The organism is Leptospira bouyouniensis (assembly GCF_004769525.1).
GTDB lineage: Bacteria > Spirochaetota > Leptospiria > Leptospirales > Leptospiraceae > Leptospira_A > Leptospira_A bouyouniensis.
On sequence record NZ_RQFT01000010.1, the window covers coordinates 17,860 to 38,920 of the forward strand.

Consider the following 21,061-nt stretch of genomic DNA (forward strand, 5'->3'; position numbering starts at 1 on the left):
TGACTTTTAATGCAAAACAACGATCCTCTCAAGGAAACAAAACTTGAAGAAAGTAACAAACATAAGTAAGTAATAGGTTACTGGCACAATTGTCATCTCAGGCACTGTAAGCAATGTACATCTAATGCGAAGTGCTCTTGTACCATTTTGTATACTACGTTCAATTGAAATGGACACTGCTTGGGTGCGGCTTAATTTAAAAATAATGCCGAATAAAAAACCGAGAGTGATACATACGCAGTTTAAGGTTAAGGAAACAAGGCCATTTAGAAACCGAGGATTGACAATTTTTTGAAATAATATTTCATTTAGTCTTTTGGGTAATTTGAAACCGATATGATAGTGGGGAAGTTGACGGTTAGAATACTGGATAGGGGAATCGACCAACTGAAATGGTTATTTCTACAATAAGAAGAACCAAATTCGACTTTCGTATGAGAAGGGTACAGCGAATATAATCCTACAATCGTGAAGTTCATTCCAAATTAAGCCTCGATTGAATTTTCCACAATTCAGAAGTTTGCAAAATTTGGATTCAAACTTCTCTCAATAATGCGATCCCCGAGTAAGTTCAGATGGCAGGAGTTAGAAAAAGATTCTGTTTTGTTTCCCCGCAGCTTTTCTCTCATCAGAGAAAATAGAACTCTTGTCGTAAATAGTTGAAGAAGAGTAAAAGATAAAAAGATGCATTACAGCTGAAGATCTAGGTTTTTTTATGTTAGGGGGGGAATCCAAAAAGAAAGAGAATGTAATCAATAGAAAAAAAAGAAATTTTTTTGGAATCAATTCCAGAAAAATATTGGTTACGAATTCACTCGGGGTCGGGATTTACAATTTTGTAAAGAGCTTGGTAAAACTTTTCAATGTAACGTTCCACATGATTCGATTTCCATTTTGGATTTTTCATCACTTGGTCTTGTACATTTTTTACAACCGCACGAACAAAGGATGTCCTTAAGGATAGGGTACTGATTTCCAAAACTTCCATGGTTGTTTTTCTCGCAATTAACTCACGTTTAATTGCATTGGAAATGACTTCGATTGCTTCCTCTGTTGTAAGGTGAAGGTTTCGAACAAGTATCCCTGTGGATTCTTGGATGAGTTTTACTTGAATTTCGCTAAGGGGCATAATTAGGTTTGGTTGTTATGATTCCATTCCCCCAAAAATTAATCAATTCTCTTCTGGTGACTCTTTTTAACCATTTAAGAATTTCGTAAGGGTTTTACCAAAAACTAACACCGTAAACGCAAAGAGAGCCACAAAAAATTTGGGGTCCAATGCTTAATATGGTATACTATTTCAAAGTACCAATCCGACCTGAAATTTTGTTTCAATGAAAGGTTGATCTGCTATTATAATGATACATTTAAAAATCTTAAACTTTTTATTTTTAGTTCTATATATCTGAATTTAATTTGGAACCTGAATGATCATTACAACGAAAATTCCAACTGGTTCGTTACAAATTGGTAAGTATTAATTCCATACCGATATTGAATATCATGCAATGCATTTAAAAATAAATCATATGGTTTTTTGTCTTTTGGAATTTCAGTATAGTAATCGATTTTGCTATTATCAGTTACTTGCATTTCAGGAATCAGCACCAATCCTGATTTAGTTTGGATAGGTTGGTTACTAATTGCGAATGCTTTTGATTTGTAAGTTCGTGAATAAGAGTCGGCAACGAGTGCCAAAGAAACTTCGTCGATGCCTTCATAGATAGAAATTCCAATCGTTTCATGATTCCAAACAAATATTAGGTTTTTTGCAGCAGTAATGTAATGAACCGAACTGAATTGGAAGCCTTCTGTTTTGTGATGTGAAGACCAGTTGGTGAATCCAATTTCTTCTGCCATCAATTTAGCCTTTGTTTCATTTGCCAAAACTTCTATCAAGGAGATGGAAATGGGAAGTGAGGCGGAAACACCTGTTGTCGTAATGATATTTTGATCTTGGATATATCTCTTATTTTGTATCCACTTAGTATTTGGAAATGATTTGTTTAAACCTTCTTTAGAATACCAATGCCCAGTTGCTTTTTTGTTTTCCAATAGTCCTGCATGACCTACTGTCCATACACCATCGCAAATTCCTACGATGGTAGCCCCTTTTTGGGATTGGCTTTGTATCCATTGGATAATGGTTTTATTTTCAGAGTTATGGATCGCAGGTACGATCACAATGTCAGAACCTTCTGGATGTATATGATCGAAATCAGAAAAAGAGGTTTTGATTTCCATCGAAAGAGCTGGGAAAAAGTTCATTATACCTTTATTCGGTGCCAAAGCAAAAATCTCTCCAATATTGGCTCGTTTTAAGATTCCATAAGGTATGATGAAATCTGTGAGTTCTGTAAATTGATTTTCCCCGATGACTGTTATCACTGGTTTTTGATGTGACTTTTTGATCAAAATACGTTCTAAATTTTTATTATTAGAAACAAACATTTTTGAAGATGTTGGCTGAGCAAAAAGATTAAAAGTAAAGAAGAGGTAAGAAATGATTTTAAGGTACTTACCCAACGGAATGTTTGTATGTAAGTTTTTTTTGGTATGAGTTGAGATTTGATTCATATTTAAAGTATCTACTGAATTTTGAAAACTGTCGTCCGTTTGGATACAGAAGGAATAAAAATAAACAAAACTTGATTAAAAAAATAGACAATCTACATTTTGTTTCTCCAAATTGAATTATGAAATTGATTCCAATCATGGGAGCAGTGATAGCATTGGTTCTAACGTTTTCGTATCTGATTGAAGACTATGAAAAACGTTTAGGTAACAATAAATCTAGTTTAATTTCGATAGTCAAATTTTCTCCTCCGTCAATTTTGTTTGTCTGTCTGACTATTTTACAGCTTCATATATATGCTGAAATTTCAAACGAAATGAAGTTTATTCCCTTCCTCTATGGAATTCATATCCCTATTATTTTTTTAATTGGTCCGATCAGTTATATTTTTTTTGAAGAGTTGAGTGGGCAAAACTTTTATAAAATACGGTTTTTACATTATTTGCCATTTGTACTGAGCATTTTCTACCTATGTTTTTATAAGTTTAATGATTTTACGATGGCAAATTTAAAAATTCATAATTATGAATTGGAAAATTCCAGTGATTCTATTTTAGTTTTACTTGGGATTGGTGTTCTTTCCATTTTTGTTTATATACTTTCGATTTTAATGCGAGTGGTGCGTTGGAAATTACAATCGAGCGGGAGTATTGAATCTTCCTTTAGACCTTTTATTTTTTTACTCATTTATTCCCTGTTTGTTATGATTTTGTTTGTTCTTGCACAATGGGCATATATGGAATTATTTATACCCGCATGTTTTGGTTTAACTCTCTTACTATTTGTTATCATCTTATTGAAATTGAATGATAAAGGATATTTAAATCGTTTTAAAACGGAATTTTTAGATGCTCGTTATAAAGAAAGTAGGGTGAAAGGCATTGATGTACCGTATGTCTTACAACGATTGGATGGATTGATGAATTTGGAAAGGTTATATTTGAATGATCAATTAACTCTGGTTAATGTAGCAAATCGCTTGGATATCACTTCTCACCAACTTTCCGAAATATTGAATACGAAGTTAGGATCTTCATTTCGAAATTATATAAATCAATTTCGTTTGTTAGAGGCGGCCAAACTGCTTTTGGAACGTCGTGAAATGACAATCATCGCCATTATGTATGCATCAGGTTTCAATTCAAAATCTTCGTTCCATAAGCTCTTTCAGAATCGTTTTGGTTTATCACCTCAAAACTATCGAGAAAAATTTAAAGAAAAAAATATATAAAATTAAAATGATAGTTTGGTTTGCTAAAACTCACATACTTCTATCTGTCTTGTCTTTCGACTAATGGAAGTAAGGGATCCAATCAGTAAGGTAAGAGTTGTATCTATCCAAGTGGATTTAAAGATTACTTTGATAGGTCGATCGTCCTCTGGCAAAAGTTCCTGCCATGCATCAGGATTGGAGATGGAAAAATTTCCGTATAACCAATACCATTCCACTTTTGACGCATGGAAAAAACAATTTTCCTCCACAGAGGATAATACAAATTGTTTTGTTAAAATGCTTTGTGATCCTTTTGAATCAGTTGTTTTGTTTAGATTATTAGTGGTTTCTTTTTTTTGTTTTGCTATCATGAGTTTACGTTCTTCTTCTTTTCGGATCGCTGCTAACTCTTGTTCGGAATACTCTTTATATACAGTTTTTAATATATTTGATTTGAGGATGGTGCGGCTAATCCCTGATTCATCAATGATGATCATTTGATTAGCATCTTGATTTACCACTTTCCCTTTGATTACTCCACCGGATTTGAGTAGAACATTGGTTGCAAAAAGTGCAGAAGCTGATAAAAAATAAATGATGAAAATTATAGATTGGCGTAAATGCAATTTGACCTCGATTTGATTTGTCATATAACCAGATGATTCGCTCAACAATACAAAAATTCATAATTTGGAAAAGCAAAAAAGAATTTTCGATTAAATCGTAAGAATGATTTATTTTCATCAGTTCACTGCTAGGTTCTTAAAAATATCTTGCAATGGATGAATGTTTTAGTAAACAAAGTATGTTAATTAAATGGATGTAGATAAGCACCTGACAATTTTTAGTCGAATTTATAGTTTTGTCAAAATTGTAGCTTTCGTCCTGATATTATTCTTTATTTCTAACTGTTCTCCCTTATACTATTTTTTATTTCAGCCTCCAAGTTCCGAAAAAGAACCGTTTGGTAGCCAAGAGATTTTGGCATTCCTATTGTTACCGAAATCTGTTAGTTATCCTTGGGGAACCTTTACTGACAACGGAGATGGAACTGTGTTATTTGTAGGGAATGCTGGCACCTTTGGCGGGGAAGTGTATCCTGCAACGAACCTAATTTTTGCTAAATGTTCATCTGGACAAACTTGGCAGAGTGGAAGCAATCGTTGTTCTCCAGAGATTCCAAGTGAATTGAATTTTTGTAATTTGAACGATGATTCGTGTAATGATTTTACGACTACCTTTGTCCTGAATGGTACTGGCAATAGCCAAGCGTATGCGTATTGTGACAGTCTCGAGTTGGGTGGTCGTAACAATTGGCGTGTTCCGACGAAAAACGAATTGAAGTTACTGATCGCTTGCACCAATGACAAAACAAATCTTCCATTGGATGGAGCAACTGGGTGCGGTGTCACAGCGTTTCAACACCAGAATGCGGATTTGTTTCCAAACGCTCCTAATTTTTGTTCCTTTTATTGGTCAGCGTCACGTCGCGACATCTCTCTGGCATACTACGTTAATTTTTGTTTAGGAACCACCTTATTTCAAGGTAAAGGGGCTGTGGAAGCGATTCGCTGTGTATCGAATCCTTAAATTAAAAAATTCTTTCCCTTTCAAATTTTGATTTTAAAACAATTTTACTACCTTGTTTGATTTTATTGTAAATGGACCAAAACGATTCATTTGGGACAAGACCATATTTTGAATACTTAGCTTTGATGTGTTTCAAGAGATACATATCATGCCTCTCTCCATTTTTATCAATGATCTTTCCTCTGTGTTCGCATTGGAATAGAAACCGAACTTTGTCATAGGTTGTTTGTGAAATATTGATTTCACCAACAATTCCTGAACTTTCCATACGGGACGCGGTGTTGACGCTACTACCCCAAATGTCATATGCAAATTTGAAACGACCAACGACTCCTGCGATCACAGAACCAGTGTGAATTCCAATTCGCAGTTCCCAATATGGTAAGTTCAGTTCCGTTTTGATATGTTTCATTTGGTCCATAAAAGAACGGATTTCGAGGGCTGCAAGACAGGCATCAATGGGACTTGTGAAATTTGAATCTGGTAGTCCACCTGCACACATATAAGAGTCACCAATGGTTTTTAGTTTTTCCAATTTGTTTCGCGAAATGATTTCATCAAACTGTGTGAAACAGGCATCAAGTTCTGTAATGAGTTCACTGGATTCCATATTTTTTGCCACTTCAGTAAATCCACGAAAATCTGTGAAGAGAATGGTGGCTTCTTCAAAGGATTTTGGTTCACAATACCCGTTGATTTTGATTTCTTCTGCCACAGATTTTGGTAATATGTTTAACAAAAGTTTTTCGGATTCTTCTCCAGCTTGTTCTGCTTCCTTTTTTGCTTGTTCTAGGAGAATATAACTTCGATCTAATTCCTCTGCTAAAGGTCTCGCAAAAACATAAACGAGTAAATAATTGAATAAAACTAAAGGTAATGTAACAAGAGTAATGTGAAATAGACTTTCTCCAAACGCTAACTTTTCTAAAAACTTAGGCATTTGCAAGAGACTGGCAAACAAAATGGAAAAGATACCTAAATTGGCAAGTTTTTGGCTAAAACGAATGGTTCTACCAGGTAATGAAAAAGCTCCTAATTTTAAAACAGCGAATCCTAATAACGTGGTGGGAATAAACAGATAATCAGAGATAGGTGGAAAACTAAAACCATGAGATGGAAAAAAAGCAGTTAATAAAAATAAACCAGAGAGTAAAACAGAACCTAAAGCTACAAGAGATTCTCTTGGTAGTTCTTTCCATCGTTTGAGGATTACCTTTCCTACAATCACAAAAGCAAATAATCCTGCTATACCTAATAGATAAGGAACAACATGGCTTTTGTGGATGATTCCAAAATCATAAAGGTAATAACCTTTGTGCAAATAAGGAGTAATCGAAAGAAAAGAACATAAAATTGATAATAAATCAACAACGAGTATTGATTTAGGTCTATCGCTACCAATTGCTTTTAATACAAATCGAGCCAATATACTAGGAGCTAAGGAAAAAATAAGAAAACTAACTTGTGATATACGCAATAAAATTAAATAATTCAGTTCTAGTTTGGTTGGTATTGATTGTAAATTGTAAAATGCTGTTATAATTAACGAAAATGCGCATAATTGATTGATCTTTGCTTGAGGATTACTTCCTGCGACAATGATCGCCATAAAGATGGCTACGAAAAATGAAATCGTGGGAGGGAGTGCATGTGGAAACCAATTATTGTTTAGATAGGCACTGTGATGGAGTCCTAATGCAACGGTTCCACTTAGTAAAATCAACGAGAACGAAACGACTCCAAATAGAATGTAGAATAATCCATTTCGATCAAAGAGAAGTTCATTTACATCTAAAAAATCCGATCTAAAAATTCCATATGCAATGAGAATGAGTGGGATAAAAATAAAAAATGAACCAGGGTAAACATTATAACCAAGTAACACTGGTGCATTGGAGATTGTCATAAGGAACAAAACGTTGTATCCGATGAAAAGCGATTTATGGATTCTTTTCAAAAGAATTTTCCATTGGAAGGTAAAAAATGGTAAAACTAATGCGAAGTATCCAACGAGAGGTATGATTCCAAATGGTTTTATATAAGCAGTTGCTTTGGGATATCTGCCAAATTGGTAATCAAACCAATCATTATGAAATCCAAGGCCTTGGAAAAGACCAACATAACCAAATATAACGCTGATCCAACACAAATAAGTGTAATAGAGAAATACTTTCTTTTTCGAAAGCGCATAACAGATATAAAAATTAGAAGGTAAAATGAGTAAAATAAATAGATAAAGCCAATTGTTCAAAAAAAGTAAAAGTTCTCTGTTTAGAATCCAGGCTCTAAGTGAAAGTACTAATCCTAAGATTCCGTATCCGAAAAATGAAATTGCGACATTGAAGGAAAGAAGCCTGTCTTCGCCCGATGTATGAAACATCCTCCGAAAGCCGAATGCGCTTAGTAAAAAACCGACGACAAGTGAAATGATTCCTGGAATTCCGTATGGAAGTTGTAACCAAAAGTATGTCCATGCATCATGGATCGTTTCGACGTTGGGTAATGAGTATGTGTATTCCATTTTTGAATGTTTTTTTCACCTAGTAAACCTTTCGTAAATAAATTGCATGAATTGTCTAGCATATTACAACAAATGCCTTTGAACCCAATCAATGATTTCAGATTCTTATTTTTAAGTACTTCACCTTGAAATTTTTGTTTATTATAAACCTTTCGTGAGAGTGAAGGCTGATAGGAAAGAAAAATTGATATGTTTACTTTGCATACAATTAGGATTAAATGACTCGAATGCTCGTTTAACATAGACCTAAAGTATAAAGATAAAATTTTTAGTATCTATAGTTATGAAATTAGATTCTGCAGAAAGATTGATTCAAAACAACACAAAACCTATACCTCAACGTTTCTAGTTTCAAGTAAACAGATTGATTTGAAATTGGATTGAAGTCATTTTTTAATTCTCATACATATATGTGTGAGGTTAACATAGATAAGATTCGATTATGAAAGAGAAACGCTATTGGCAAAATTCCGAACCCTATCATTTAGTGGAAGTCCTCATTGAAGGGAACAATGTGATTTTTAAGGATTGGTTTGATTCTGGCAAAGACCCGAATCGTAATGATTGGTCATTCAAAGAATTTTTATCAGGGAAGGGCAAAGAGGAAATCATTTATCAATTAGGTGACAGGGTATACTTTGAGATATTAGGTGAGGTAAAAAAAATTCAAAGTCGTGAGTGAAAGAACTACGGTTGCCATCTCATCAATGATTTGAGTTGGTTTCCAGTGATGAAATCAGATTTTAATTGAACTCTAAAATCATTCCAATTTATTTCCCTCAAAGATTGATTTCATTGCTAAAAATTTGAATTGCCAAAAGGAAAGGATCATGACACATCATTACCGCTAAGTGGGTAATGATAAAATGGAAAAACGATTAGTTCAATGGGGAGAGATTCTTGACATATTGATTTTGGTTGGGTCTTGCCTTTCCATTGTTGCATGGATTGTAGGTGTTCCATTCTTTTACAAAATAGATGGTCCTGTCATTTCAATTTTCACGCTCATATCTCTATTTGTCATCGTCGCTTTACGTCTGGCAACCAGACACTTTCAGCTTTGGCCTTTTACTGCAAATTTAGCTTTTTTGATGATCGTCGGTGGGGGAAATATTTCCTCTATTTTGATGTTACTTTCTGCACCAGCAGTTCATATCAATCCCAAGTCTTCTCTCGTAATGACTTCTGTATTCACTTCGATAGGGTTTATATTTTTTAGTTTTTATGAAATACTATTGTACCTGCGAAAAACTCCTGAGAGATCTTGGATTTTAGATGATATCCTTATCCACCTAGCGCTTGTTCCTGGAGGGTTAAGTTTGATTGGTCATCTCTTCCAAAATCCAACTTATTTGAGTATGACAATTGATCCTAGGGTAGGAATCTCATTGTTTGAGATGGCATTTATGGGATTACTTGCCTTATCTACTATCTTCTCTAATCCAAATTTATTTTTATGGAAATTTCTGAAGGGAGGACTTGCTAACCAATTGACGTTTCTTGGTTTGTTTATGAATCAATACATAGCGCCTATCATTTATCTTTGGTTGGTAGGTGCCAATTGGCAATCCGAGTCCTTTGGTCCAGAGTTGTTTATCTTTTTGGCAGGGGTAATTGCCACACTTGGATTTTTATTGTTCCAAGCAAAAGTAGATGAATCTAAATCATCTCTAACTTGAAAAAATTTCAAATTTTTTAGTGCAACAAACATCTTAATGATGTTTGTAAAAATATTTCTAAATTTAAACTTTCGTTTATAATATAGAATTGCCAAAACATAGAACAGAGTTATTTTCACCTCTATGCCCGCCAAATTTTTGTCCAAATCGATATGGACCAATATAGTCATCTATGTAACGTTTATCGTTGTTATCCTTACATTTGTATTTAAGTTCAAATATTTATTCACTGGAGAGACCTTAAGTGGCTGGGATACTCCAGGGCATGTAGTACTAGCAAAGGAGTTTGCTATTTTATTCGAAAAAGGATTAGGCATTGGTTGGTCTGATATTTGGTTTGGAGGATTTCCTGTTTTTTATTTTTATCCTCCATTTTACTATTTTTTAGTTTATATCATTCATTTAATTTTTTCTATCTCCATTGAATCTGCTTTTGGTATATCTATATTTTTTACAATTTGTTTACTTGGATTTTCAATTTATACTATTGGAAATCATTTTTTTTGGAAACGGTTCCCATTAAACATTCGTTTGTTGCTTGGTATTTCATCCATTCTGTTCTATTTTAATTATGCAGGGGAAGGATTACAAGGAACGAGCATTGTTGGGATCGTTGAAGGTACTGTTATCTCGAGTTTTACACATGGGCTTTTTTTGTTAGGAATTGTTTATTTGGATCAGTTTCGACTAAAACAAAAACTGAATTCTTTGGTCCTATTTATCGGAACCACTTCTTTAGTGTTTTATTCACATCTACTTAGTTCAATTTTTTATTCTTTCGTATTGTTTACTTATTTCATCATCTATAGAAAATTCTGGCTAAAACATATTAAAGAATTATTTCTATCTTTTGTTTTTGTTTTGATTTTTATTTCACCTGTATTGTTTCATTTTTTCAAATATGCAGAGTATGCAAGTTCAGTGTTCTATGGATATTCATACCCTCCAATCCTTTCGATTCTGAGTAGAGACGTATACGACCAAGCTTTAAAAGCTTCTCAGTTTGGTGAGAATATAACAGTCGCATTCTTAATTGAATTGTTACGTTCAGGTCGTTGGATATATCTATTAATAATAATTTTAATGACATTCCATATGCGAAGTTTACTAAACTTTGTTAGGAGCAGATTTTTAACGACAGTTTTTATGGTATTTTTTTGGTTGTCTTTAGACTATTCGTTTGGATATATCATTCCAAACATCAAAATACATAATTATCGTGCATTTGATTGTTTTTTTATTGTATTTTCGATTCTTATGCCATTGGTGATCGTACATTCTGTGCGGACGCAAAAAAAGTTTTTACCGCTCTTACCAATTTTAATATCAATTGTATTCATTCAATTTTATTTATTTATTCATTTTGATCCTATCAAATACCAAGAATACAAATCACCGATATGGAAGGAGGCTCGGTCTGATGACGAGTTGTACTTGTATGATCGTTTGTTATCAAAGTTGAAAGAATTGCCTAAAGATACGATTATCCAACCAGAAATCATTAAATCAAAATCATTATTTGGTGGTCCTCATTTTTGGATTCCTCTTTTTTATGAAGCTGGTATTAAGAATAACTTGGGTTTGACTGTCGAATCTTCCTATTATTCGACACTTGTATTTAATTGGGAATCATTTGGTTTTTCACATACGTTTCGATGGGGTACAGAAATAGATTTAAGAGAAAATCTGCTTTCCTTAAAAAAGGAGAACGAGGTTGGATACTTTTTGAATTTTTTAACACGATCTGGAGTTAACTATCTAATGGGTTTTTCTCCGGAATTTACAGATTTTATCAAACAATCAAGAGTTCGATTGGAAATTGTAGCAACGGAAGGACCTTTCAAAATTGTAAAAATACTCCAAAAACAAAATAACAATTTCATCAAACCAATTGGTTTGATCCATGCTGAGACTTTAAACCAAAATAAAGAGTTTGGGTATCAGCATTTTTTAAAAACAAGTAATCTGATGCAAATGTATCTTATGAATTTAGGATACCAAACAAAGATCATTCGAATATCTCGAAACAATTTGGATCAATTAGATTTAATATTACCTTCGTTATCATCGTTAATTTTAATCACGGATCAAAATGGATTAGGTGAGATTTCCTGGCTTAAAAATTTGGACCAAAAGGGTATTCCAACCTTTATGTTAGGTGAAACGAGTTTAACAAGAAGTGCCGATACTACTGAGGAAAATTTATCTGTATTTTTGAATCAACTTCCCAAATTTATGAAAGGTGAGGAATTTTTCCAACCTTCGCATACTTTTTTTGAGCAAAAACGATCAACGAATGGCATTGTATTATTAGATGATGCCGCAAAAGAATATTGGATCCCTTACTCAAAGGACAAACAAAAAGAAATGACTGTAACATTACCTGAATTGTCTGGAAAACTTTATTTAGGATTTATGATCGCATCTTTTTTATTGTTTTTGTTAGGATTGGTTCTAACGAAAATTGAATACTTTTCGTTTTCAAAAGCTAAAATGTAATCAATTGAAAGATCCTTGAAGGTTTTTGCCGTATAACCATAGTAATGTTTGTTAATAACGATAGTATTATAATCCATTGCCTTTGGGATGAATTGAAATCCTTGTAAATTACCTTCAAAAAATGCTTTTTGAGTGAAATATGATTTCTGGTCATATGACCAAGCATATAATGGATTGAGTCCAAACAAAAAATGGTAATCGGGAATTTTAAAAGTAAAATAAGGATAATCCGCCCAAGATAAAAAGATTTTTTCTCCTTTTGGGATATTGAATCGAACCCAATCGGTTACAATTTGTCCATATTTCGTTTCTGACGATTTAAATTGTTGGCCCATTTTGTCATAGGCAATTGGTATCTGAATGACAAAAACTAAAAGTGAAATGAATAATTGATAGCGGATGTTTATCTTTAGATTTAGGAAAATAAATACAAAAAACATCAACCAACTGATTTCGAACACACGCAAAGAGGCACTTGCAAAAATTAAATTGGTGATTCCTAAAAATAAAAATACAATACTTGTAGGTTCAAATTTAGAATGTATTCCATTACGAAAACAAAGTAATAAGAGTGGAAACGTAGTTATGAATCCTAAGATTAGAATTTCTTTTGTAGGAGGTAACCATTCGGCAATTGGTTCGATTCCTTTTGGTGGTATTGTTTGCAGAACGAGTTCAATAAAGTAACCTTTAAATTGATAAGGGAATGAAGGGTGAAAAATCATTCCGAGAATCATTCCTGTAGTTACGTAAGAGAGAATCTTAAGATTTTCTTTTTTAGAGTCTAGTAACGAAATGAAAATAGCAGTTAATAATAAATATGGAAATCCACTATAAGTCCATACCGATACAAATGAAATAACTAATATTTTATACACATTTTTAGGATTCCAAAGATGAAGGCAAAGGAAATAGAGGCAAAAAAATAATAAATTCCCTCTACCAAATAACATCCTGCCTGTGAACAATATTGATCCTAAAATAAAAAAGGTAACTAAGAAGTAAGGAGATATGTTTGGTGATTTGGATAGTAGATATCTTTGGATAGTATATAAGAGTGTGGAGATTGATACTAAGATAAATAACTTGATTGAAATTGTTTCTTCAAATGGAAGGAGAACAAATGGGATTTGTAAGATATGGAATAAAAAATGAAAATCCGTAAATTCTTGGAATTGAATAGCTAATTCTGGCCAGGGTAATTTTGAGACGAATCCTTCCTTTAGGTATAACTTTGCAATGGCAAAATGATAAAAAATATCTGCATCGGGAACACCACTAAATCCAAAGAGTAACAAGGCATAGATGGTGATACCAAATAGAAGTGCGTAACGAGTATGGTTCACTGAGTTCTTTTATCAAGTAAAGGAAGTTTCAAATCTTTATTGGTAATACCTTTGGATTGCTTTGATATGCCTTGGAGAGAAACCACCTGTCATAGCTCCAACAGTGATCGGTGAATTGACCCCTCTTGTCATCACTCCATCTTTTGAAAAACTAAAATACTCAAGTTGGAAATTATTGGTTGTGCCACCAGTATCGGATGCTAGATACAAAAATCTTCCACTACCATCCCATTCCAAATGCTTTGGTCCATTCCCGACGCTAAATTTTTGGTCGGTAGGAGTGAGGTTCCCTGATGAAGGGTCTATGGAAAGAATTCGAATATAAAAAGTACCACCTGCTTGGTAAAGGTAAGCCAAATACTTTCCCTCCGGATTGACTGCAAGTGAGGTAGAATTATTGTCAACGGCACCAGTACCCGAAACGCTTGGATCAGGAGAAAAAGGAGAATTGGGAAGTAATCCCAAATTTCCATTTTCATCATATCGAAATCCGTAAATAGGAGTTGTTACGTTCGCTGAAGTCATGTACAATAATCGTTCGTTTTCAACGACACATAAATTATTATGTTGGGTTGGGTTGTCTGCAGGGTCATAAGGTGAGCCACTTGCAAAAACACCTGAATAATCTCCCGTTTTTTTGAATGAGAAAATTCCAAGAGGTAACGTGGATGTTGAAGCCGTAAAAACGATATTGTCTTTGTTACTGACATTCAATGAGACAGGGGAACAACCAACACTAAATGGAAAACTCCCACCATTGTTAATACTGAGGATCCCGGATTCTTTATTCCTAGCCAATTGAAGGATTACGTTTGGATCAGTTGCAGTATTGTTTGAATACGCTCTAAGACCATCAGATGTAAACTTAATGAATGTTGGGTTCCCAAATCCATTTTGGTCTTGCAGAAGGACAAGCGAACGATCAATTCCATACCGGTGTAATGCAATCCGATTGCTACCTGCTCCGGTGATCGTGATGATATCCCGAGAACTAGGCGGGACAGCGACACGGATCGGAGAGCAACCAGGGAATGCCAATGTAGTAGCAGCTCTCACATCACTATCAAATTCACTTGTGAGACCTAAATCAGAATCTACCCGGTAAATGCGAATCCCTGCTTCATACGGAAGGGTAGACTTGGTAACGGCAACAACGAGTCCATCGGGTGCTATTTTTTCGCTCAGCCAATATGCGATGAGTTGGGATAAGGCCGCATTTTTTCCATAGTCATCAGAAAGAGGGTCTGCGGGATTGTTGAGAGCTGGGATTTTACAATTGAAAGAAGTGGAGATGATGAATAAGAAAATAAAAAAACGTTTCAAATGATTCATGGGATGCGCCTTTGTTCGATTGTTCCGAAACATTGAACAATTTGTATTCTTTAATGATGCAATTTCTTGACTACTTTTGAATAGGATGTTCAAAATTCTTCCACTTGTCAATCAAAATTGACTTTGTCGATTTCCCTAGCTACTTCAAGTTATCGAACGGAAAGGATTTCATCCTTTGAAGGAAATTCTGACTGCAGTAAATTTCATGACAAAATAGTTACTTATCGTCTGATATCACTTTAACACAAGTTTAATGAACCATTATCGATGAAATCCGTAGTTCAATAATAGATGGGGAGCGATTTAATATGGGAGATGTTAAAACTGCCTCCCATGGAAGAAATGATGAGATTAGGGCCTTTTGTTAGTTTTCCATCATTTGAGAATTTAAAGTATTCCAATTGGAAATTATTGGTAGTCCCTCCCGTGTCAGAGACAAGGTATAAGAATTTGCCACTACCATCCCATTCTAAATGTTTCGGTGCATTCCCGACGCTGTATTTTTGGTCAGTCGTAGTGATATTGCCCGTGGTTATGTCTATGGATAACAGTCTTAAATAGAAAATACCAGCTAACGAATACATATATGCTATATATTTTCCTTTTGGATCCAAAGCCATACTTGTTGAGTAATTGTCAATGGAAGCAGGGCCAAGCGTTCCTGTATCAGGAGCAAATGGAGAGCTGGGTAGTACACTCATTGTACCATTTTCGTCATAACGGAAACCGTAAATCGGGTATGTGGCATCTCCCGAAGTCATGTACAATAACCTTTCGCTTTCAATCAAACAAAGGTTATTATGCGAAGAAGGATTTGTTCCAGGATCGTAAGGTGACCCACTCGCAAACACCCCTGATTCGGGTCCCGTATTTTTATAAACATCAATGCCAAGAGGGAGATAGGAAGTGGTGGCTGTGAAGACAATGTTATCCCTTGAACTAGTTCTTAAGGAAACAGGAGAACAGCCAACACTAAATGGGTAATTACTACCATTACTTAGATTCAAACTTCCTGAGAGCGTATTGCGAGAATATCTGTTGATCGAATTTGGATTACTAGCTCCATTACTGACATATGCGGTGGCTCCATCCGCTGTAACTGCCATATGCGATGGAATTCCAATACCTGGCTTGTCCTCTATCAAACTCAAATTGTGTTCGTTGCTATAGCGGTGAACCGCAATTCGGTTGGTACTACTACCAGTAAAGGTGATGATATCTCTAGAACCAGGAGGTACTGTCACTCGAATTGGCTGGCATCCTGGGAATGCACTCAAGTTTGAAGGTTTGATCCCAGAGTAATCTATCTCTCCAGTGGGTCCATCTTCCCCAATGCGGTAAATGCGAAATCCAGTTTCGTTGTACGGAGGAATTGATTTGTCACCTAATATGATGAGACTATCAGGTGCTATTTTGTCTCTTAACCAATACCTTACTAGTTCAGATAAAATTAAATTTTTGCCATAATCGTTTGAGAGTGGGTCACGAGGATTATTCAGGGCAGGCATTTTGCACTGGATGGAAAACATTAGCATGATTAGTAGGACCACATTTTGTAAAATGATTCTACTATTCATTTTGTTTATCAATTGTCCGTTCACCATAATCTGTATAACAATTCATTTGTTCAATTTATTGCCTTAATTTCTAAAATAGTTAAAAAAAAATTTATGTCAATTGAATTTGATAATAATGCAAATCTCTTTCGGCAATGTTAAGGTTCAAATCCATTGAACTATTTCTGATTCAATTTGGGTTCGGAATTCCATTTGATTAACACAACGTGTTTAATACGAAACATTATATCCGAATCTATAAAATATACACTATTGAGCACGATTCACCGGATCGTAACTCATCCAATTAGGGTTTCACTTTTTTGTAACATTTGTTCAAAAATACGTTTGAGTCCATACAGAAATAGAAACATGAACATCCAAGCCACAACACCTGTTACCAATCTCTCTCCACCAAATAACCAATGTAAGTCGTGTGGAACTGGAGCCACAAACGAAGATTGCATTTTGACAACATAGACCCAACCTGCATGGATTCCTATGGGTAAATAGAGGGATCGTGTATAAATGAATGAATAGGAAAGTGCATACCCTACTAAAAATAAGCCAATCATTTCAGGAATAAGTAAAAATGGGTCATGAATTGGGCGAATAAAATGAGTGAGCGAAAAGAAAATACTAGTAAGGATTGCCGCTTTTTTTTCTCCCCATTCCTTCACAAACGATTGTAAGAGGTATCCTCGAAAAAAAAGTTCTTCGACAAAAGCGATACAAAAAACTGAAAGCAAAAAGTAAAAACTCAATAACCAATCGGAGAGAAAAAATTCTTTAGGTGACCAAGTTGAAACTCCATAAATCACCTTAGTTCCAACAACCAAACTTAAAGATAACACCCCTGCAATAAAACCTAAAAACAATTCTCTTTTTCTTTGGTAAAATCTTGTTAAACCTAGAGATACAATTGACATCCGATCAATTTTTTTGCGAAACCAAATCAGAGCTAAAAATAAGATAATTGTAGTTGTGCGAGATAAAATTTTGGAATAGGTGAAAGGTTTTAATTCGACGTTCGGATTCTCTGATACCAAATACATTTGGAAAATATATAGGAAATAACTCAGAATAAAACTAACAGTGATTACCAGAAGGAAAAATAAAGTGAATTTTTTTGAGGTTGTCATACGAATCAATCGCTAAGAGGATTCACAATTCGATTTTCGTATACCATTGTTTTTGATTTAGAAGATTTTATTTAGAAAATCTTCAATTCTAGTAGCCTCACAAGCTGAGACTACATCTGAATTCTGTTCAGCCTATAAAAACTAAACTGTTGTTGGTTGATACTAGGAGTAATCCATCAATTGGGAATGAAAATAGATTCCGCTTCATTTTGTGAACCACCACCCGCATTCAAACAAGTTGTCTCACTATAATTGGTTGTAAAACCACCTTCCAAATAATAATTTCGTGTGGTGAATCCTTGGTCTCCTGGGTAAGTACAGCGTCCAGACCTCGTGGGACTATGTACTGCCATCTGAGCATCGCAGTTGTTAGCTGTTGCTGGACCTGTCCCCATGGTATCATAACATAAGTTAAAAGCCCAACCACTGTAAGTTAATTTTGCTGAACTCGATGCAACAACTCCGCTATTTGCTACTTGTAAATTGTAACTATCACCAAAACCACTAATGTGTTTAACCATCACATAAACAGTGCCAGCAGATAGTAACACTCGATTGAATTCAGCCCCTGTCCTTCTTTTTTAAAGAGACATCGGCCAGACATTCAGCCTTGGAAAATTATATTTGGATAAAGGTTTAAAACTTCTTTGAGGAATGTTAAATTTGTTCGAAAAAGAGTCACTGGAAAAGAAAGTCTCGAAAAGAGTGACGAAAGAGAATGAAATTAGACTTACTGCTACAAACTTTTGGAATTTCCGAATTTCGCGGAAACCAGAAAAAAATCGTCGAACATGTATTATGTGGTAATCATACACTTGTTTTAATGCCAACTGGTATGGGTAAGTCGATTTGTTATCAACTTCCGGCTCTCGTGATGGAAGGTACTTGTATTGTCATTTCACCACTCATCGCACTCATGAAAGACCAAGTGGATTCTTTGAGAAAAAAAGGAATCAATGCTACTTATATCAATTCTAGTTTAAGTCGTTCGGAAAGATTGGAACGTTATGCAAAATTAAGTTCCGGTAGTTGGAAAATTGTGTATGTTTCTCCAGAACGATTTCAAAAAAAAGAGTTTTTGGAAGCCATTCAATCGATTCAGATTTCACTCCTTGCCATCGACGAAGCTCATTGTATCAGCCAATGGGGGCATGATTTTCGCCCCGATTATACCAAAATCAAGTGGTTTCGTGAAATCCTGAAGTTTCCAACTACGATTGCTTTGACGGCAACGGCTTCGCTTCGTGTACAGAAAGATATACTGGATCAATTGGGGCTTTCTCAGAATGATATTCTGATTTTTGATGATGGTTTGTTTCGGCCGAATTTACATTTATCGGTAACAGATTGTTTTGATACTGAATCCAAATACAATTTGGTTTTGCAGGAGCTAAGATCGAAACCTGGTGTTTCAATATTGTATTTTAGTTTAATCCAAGATTTAGAAAAATTTAGCAATTGGCTAGATACGAAACAATTTCGTCATTTGGTCTATCATGGGAAACGTTCCAATCAAGATCGAAGTGCGACACTAGCAAAATTTATAAAGTCTGAGGAGGTTGTACTTTTAGCAACTAATGCTTTTGGGATGGGTGTTGACAAACGAAATGTTAGAAATGTTTACCATTTGCAAATCCCTGGAAGCATTGAAGCGTATTACCAAGAAATCGGTAGAGCAGGGCGTGACGGAGAGCCATCGCAATGTAAACTTTATTATACAGAAGATGATTTAGCGATTCAAATGGATTTTATTGATTGGCAAAATCCAGATTTATCGTACTTAAAAAAATTATACCAATTGTTTGTACAAAAAGAAAACGAGCTTTCTGCTTTGGATTATCAAACGATCCAGTCTTATATGACTTATAGAAATAAATCAGACCACCGTGTACAAACAGCAATCAATCATTTGAGTCGTGTAGGAATTGTTTCTGGAGATATTGAACAAGGTACACTACAGATTGAAAATCGATGGGACGATTCACTTTTTTCCAAAGAGGACTTGGAGACCAAAAAAAAAGAAGGTGGCAAACGCCTCTACCAAATGCTTCAGTATACAAAAACCGAAGATTGTAGGAGGAAGTTCATCCACCAATATTTTGATTCACCATTTACTACCTGTGGGAATTGTGATCTTTGTTTAAAAGAGCATGTACCTTCTTATGCAGCTTTTGATTGATTGAATAAAGATTCATTTGGTCGGTAAAAGTATCTCGCTTTTTCTCGAGAAAGAGTTTGGATAGAAGTTGAAACATAAATTTCTTTCGAAATTTCCTTTGGTATCAACCGAAACAAATCTCTAAATTTATTTGTGGGAGGGACATTGAATTCCCAACAGATTTCCTCTTCTATGGCAAGTAGACAATCTATCCATTCGCGATTCTTACCATTTGATTCTTTTTCCAATTCGACTGTTCTCGAAACATCAAAGTATTCTTCTAAAAGTGATTCTACGTATTCCATGATTGACCTCTTCTGGTATTCATCTTAGGCCGGACCTAGGACAAATTGGAAAGTTTGGAAAAAATAATGATAAAAAAAGATAGAATTTTGGTGACTCCTATGCAGAAATTTAAGGAATTTCATTGGGAATGGTAGGTAGATGCAGAGAATTAATAGATTCATTTGGTTAGTTGTTTTTGAATGTTTCCTGGTTGTATCGTGTTCTTCGCAAACGACTCAAGTAACTGACACTCCTACAGAAGCAAAAGAAGTCATTACCAAACGTAATTGGAGTATGACTCCTCAATGTTGTGATCTTAATGCAGAGTTTTTGGGAGTCGTTGTTCTTAGAGAAATTTGTATCAGTGAAACTGAAACAAAATTAAAACTTCACACTAAAGATTGGAAACGGGTTTGCGTTTTAAAAGAAGGGATGGTCTTTCGAGATGACCTGGGAAATCAGTATTCATTTTTAAAATCAGAAGGTGTTGAACTTTGTCCGAAACGAACCAAAATGAAAGACACTCCTTTCTATTTGAGTTTTGAGAGTCTCTCATCAACTGCGACTTCCTTTGATTTGATTGAAGATAAAAATGCGAAACATGCACACAAACCTTGGATATTTGAAACAGTTGACCTAACCCATTGCCAATGGAAATGAATGTCTTAGATTCCAACGGAAACGACCTGAGTTTTAAACATGATTTTATAACACTCGGATAACCTGATTTTACAAACAAATTGCCTAAACATTAGGCACGTTATGCGAAGCATTGGAATCTCATTAGAAAACGCTCTTCCTGAATTATATTTTTTTGTTTTTTTTTCTGCTTAGTTGTCTAAGAACGGGAGATAAAAATGATTCAAAAACTATCGATTCTAATCTTAGCATTCGCTGCTACATCAATTTTTGCGTTGGAAGACATTGAAAAAGTGTTGGTTCAAAAGGCAAATACACCTGAAGAAAAAAAAGTGGTAAAATCCTATCTATTGAAAGTTGCAAAGGAACATAAAGATTTAGCAACAAAATACCGAGGCTTAGCGAAAGCACAAAAAGGTGGTAAGGCAATTTACCAAGATAATCGCAAAGCAGAAATGATCGAATTGGCTGAAAAGTTTGAAGCTGATGCAAAACTATACGAAGAAGAAGCTGGTAAACTTTAAAA

The 21,061-nt window shown here is 34.7% G+C and carries 18 protein-coding genes; 8 read left to right on the forward strand and 10 right to left on the reverse strand.

Translation table 11 applies throughout. The features are described from left to right. Positions 1-811 precede the first annotated feature (811 nt). Together EHQ43_RS10410 and EHQ43_RS10415 are read right to left on the reverse strand one after the other, a co-directional pair. Positions 812-1,129: a hypothetical protein gene (locus EHQ43_RS10410; protein ID WP_244242754.1), complete on the reverse strand. Its 318-nt coding sequence runs from the start codon at positions 1,127-1,129 to the stop codon at positions 812-814. Positions 1,130-1,434: 305 nt separating this feature from the next. Then, positions 1,435-2,577, reverse strand: coding sequence for a DJ-1/PfpI family protein (locus EHQ43_RS10415; RefSeq protein ID WP_244242755.1), 1,143 nt, complete (start codon positions 2,575-2,577; stop codon positions 1,435-1,437). 119 nt (positions 2,578-2,696) lie between these two features. On the opposite strand from EHQ43_RS10415, the gene EHQ43_RS10420 reads away from it, so the two are divergent. Continuing rightward, positions 2,697-3,806 carry an AraC family transcriptional regulator gene (locus tag EHQ43_RS10420; protein WP_135771173.1) on the forward strand — a complete coding sequence of 370 codons (1,110 nt, stop codon included), beginning with the start codon at positions 2,697-2,699 and terminating at the stop codon, positions 3,804-3,806. A gap of 23 nt (positions 3,807-3,829) precedes the next feature. On the opposite strand, the gene EHQ43_RS10425 is transcribed toward EHQ43_RS10420, so the two are convergent. Further along, positions 3,830-4,459 carry an LA_0442/LA_0875 N-terminal domain-containing protein gene (locus EHQ43_RS10425; RefSeq protein ID WP_244242756.1) on the reverse strand — a complete coding sequence of 210 codons (630 nt, stop codon included), beginning with the start codon at positions 4,457-4,459 and terminating at the stop codon, positions 3,830-3,832. 145 nt (positions 4,460-4,604) lie between these two features. Between EHQ43_RS10425 and EHQ43_RS10430 the strand changes: the two genes are divergently transcribed. Next, the gene (locus EHQ43_RS10430; protein WP_244242757.1) at positions 4,605-5,378 is read left to right on the forward strand and encodes an Lcl C-terminal domain-containing protein; all 774 of its coding nucleotides are present in this window, start codon (positions 4,605-4,607) and stop codon (positions 5,376-5,378) included. 1 nt (position 5,379) lies between these two features. Here EHQ43_RS10430 and EHQ43_RS10435 read toward each other — a convergent pair whose 3' ends face one another. After that, a complete protein-coding gene (locus tag EHQ43_RS10435) occupies positions 5,380-7,899 on the reverse strand; it encodes an adenylate/guanylate cyclase domain-containing protein (protein ID WP_135771174.1) in 2,520 nt (839 codons plus the stop codon). Between the two features lie 442 nt (positions 7,900-8,341). On the opposite strand from EHQ43_RS10435, the gene EHQ43_RS10440 reads away from it, so the two are divergent. From EHQ43_RS10440 to EHQ43_RS10450, 3 genes are all read left to right on the forward strand, one after another. Next, on the forward strand, positions 8,342-8,581 hold the full coding sequence (locus EHQ43_RS10440; protein WP_135753055.1) for a hypothetical protein: 240 nt from the start codon (positions 8,342-8,344) through the stop codon (positions 8,579-8,581). Between the two features lie 184 nt (positions 8,582-8,765). Then, positions 8,766-9,578, forward strand: a complete 813-nt coding sequence (locus tag EHQ43_RS10445) for a hypothetical protein (protein ID WP_135753054.1) — start codon at positions 8,766-8,768, stop codon at positions 9,576-9,578. Positions 9,579-9,701: 123 nt separating this feature from the next. Then, entirely contained in the window at positions 9,702-12,077 is a 2,376-nt protein-coding gene (locus EHQ43_RS10450) for a hypothetical protein (protein ID WP_135771175.1), read from the forward strand. Here the strand turns inward: EHQ43_RS10450 and EHQ43_RS10455 are convergent. The 5 genes from EHQ43_RS10455 to EHQ43_RS10475 all read right to left on the reverse strand — a co-directional run bounded on the left by EHQ43_RS10455 (position 11,981) and on the right by EHQ43_RS10475 (position 18,004). Next, positions 11,981-13,423 (reverse strand): hypothetical protein, encoded by a 1,443-nt coding sequence (locus tag EHQ43_RS10455; RefSeq protein ID WP_135771176.1) that lies wholly within the window; start codon positions 13,421-13,423, stop codon positions 11,981-11,983. The two genes, EHQ43_RS10450 and EHQ43_RS10455, sit on opposite strands and share 97 nt — an antisense overlap. A gap of 36 nt (positions 13,424-13,459) precedes the next feature. Next, complete coding sequence (locus EHQ43_RS10460; RefSeq protein WP_244242758.1) at positions 13,460-14,755, reverse strand: beta-propeller fold lactonase family protein; 1,296 nt, start codon at positions 14,753-14,755, stop codon at positions 13,460-13,462. A gap of 281 nt (positions 14,756-15,036) precedes the next feature. Beyond that, positions 15,037-16,332 (reverse strand): lactonase family protein, encoded by a 1,296-nt coding sequence (locus EHQ43_RS10465; RefSeq protein ID WP_135771177.1) that lies wholly within the window; start codon positions 16,330-16,332, stop codon positions 15,037-15,039. 278 nt (positions 16,333-16,610) lie between these two features. Then, positions 16,611-17,453 carry a CPBP family intramembrane glutamic endopeptidase gene (locus EHQ43_RS10470; RefSeq protein ID WP_135771178.1) on the reverse strand — a complete coding sequence of 281 codons (843 nt, stop codon included), beginning with the start codon at positions 17,451-17,453 and terminating at the stop codon, positions 16,611-16,613. Between the two features lie 176 nt (positions 17,454-17,629). After that, positions 17,630-18,004, reverse strand: a complete 375-nt coding sequence (locus EHQ43_RS10475; protein ID WP_244242759.1) for a hypothetical protein — start codon at positions 18,002-18,004, stop codon at positions 17,630-17,632. A gap of 167 nt (positions 18,005-18,171) precedes the next feature. Between EHQ43_RS10475 and EHQ43_RS10480 the strand changes: the two genes are divergently transcribed. Beyond that, on the forward strand, positions 18,172-19,632 hold the full coding sequence (locus EHQ43_RS10480; protein WP_135771179.1) for a RecQ family ATP-dependent DNA helicase: 1,461 nt from the start codon (positions 18,172-18,174) through the stop codon (positions 19,630-19,632). Here the strand turns inward: EHQ43_RS10480 and EHQ43_RS10485 are convergent. Then, entirely contained in the window at positions 19,614-19,916 is a 303-nt protein-coding gene (locus EHQ43_RS10485) for a hypothetical protein (protein WP_135742843.1), read from the reverse strand. The genes EHQ43_RS10480 and EHQ43_RS10485 overlap by 19 nt on opposite strands. A gap of 139 nt (positions 19,917-20,055) precedes the next feature. Here EHQ43_RS10485 and EHQ43_RS10490 point away from each other — a divergent pair, with 139 nt between their 5' ends. After that, positions 20,056-20,556 carry a hypothetical protein gene (locus EHQ43_RS10490; RefSeq protein WP_135771180.1) on the forward strand — a complete coding sequence of 167 codons (501 nt, stop codon included), beginning with the start codon at positions 20,056-20,058 and terminating at the stop codon, positions 20,554-20,556. A 197-nt stretch (positions 20,557-20,753) separates the two neighbouring features. Continuing rightward, positions 20,754-21,059: an LIC10421/LIC12816 family protein gene (locus tag EHQ43_RS10495; RefSeq protein WP_012389447.1), complete on the forward strand. Its 306-nt coding sequence runs from the start codon at positions 20,754-20,756 to the stop codon at positions 21,057-21,059. Positions 21,060-21,061 lie beyond the last annotated feature (2 nt).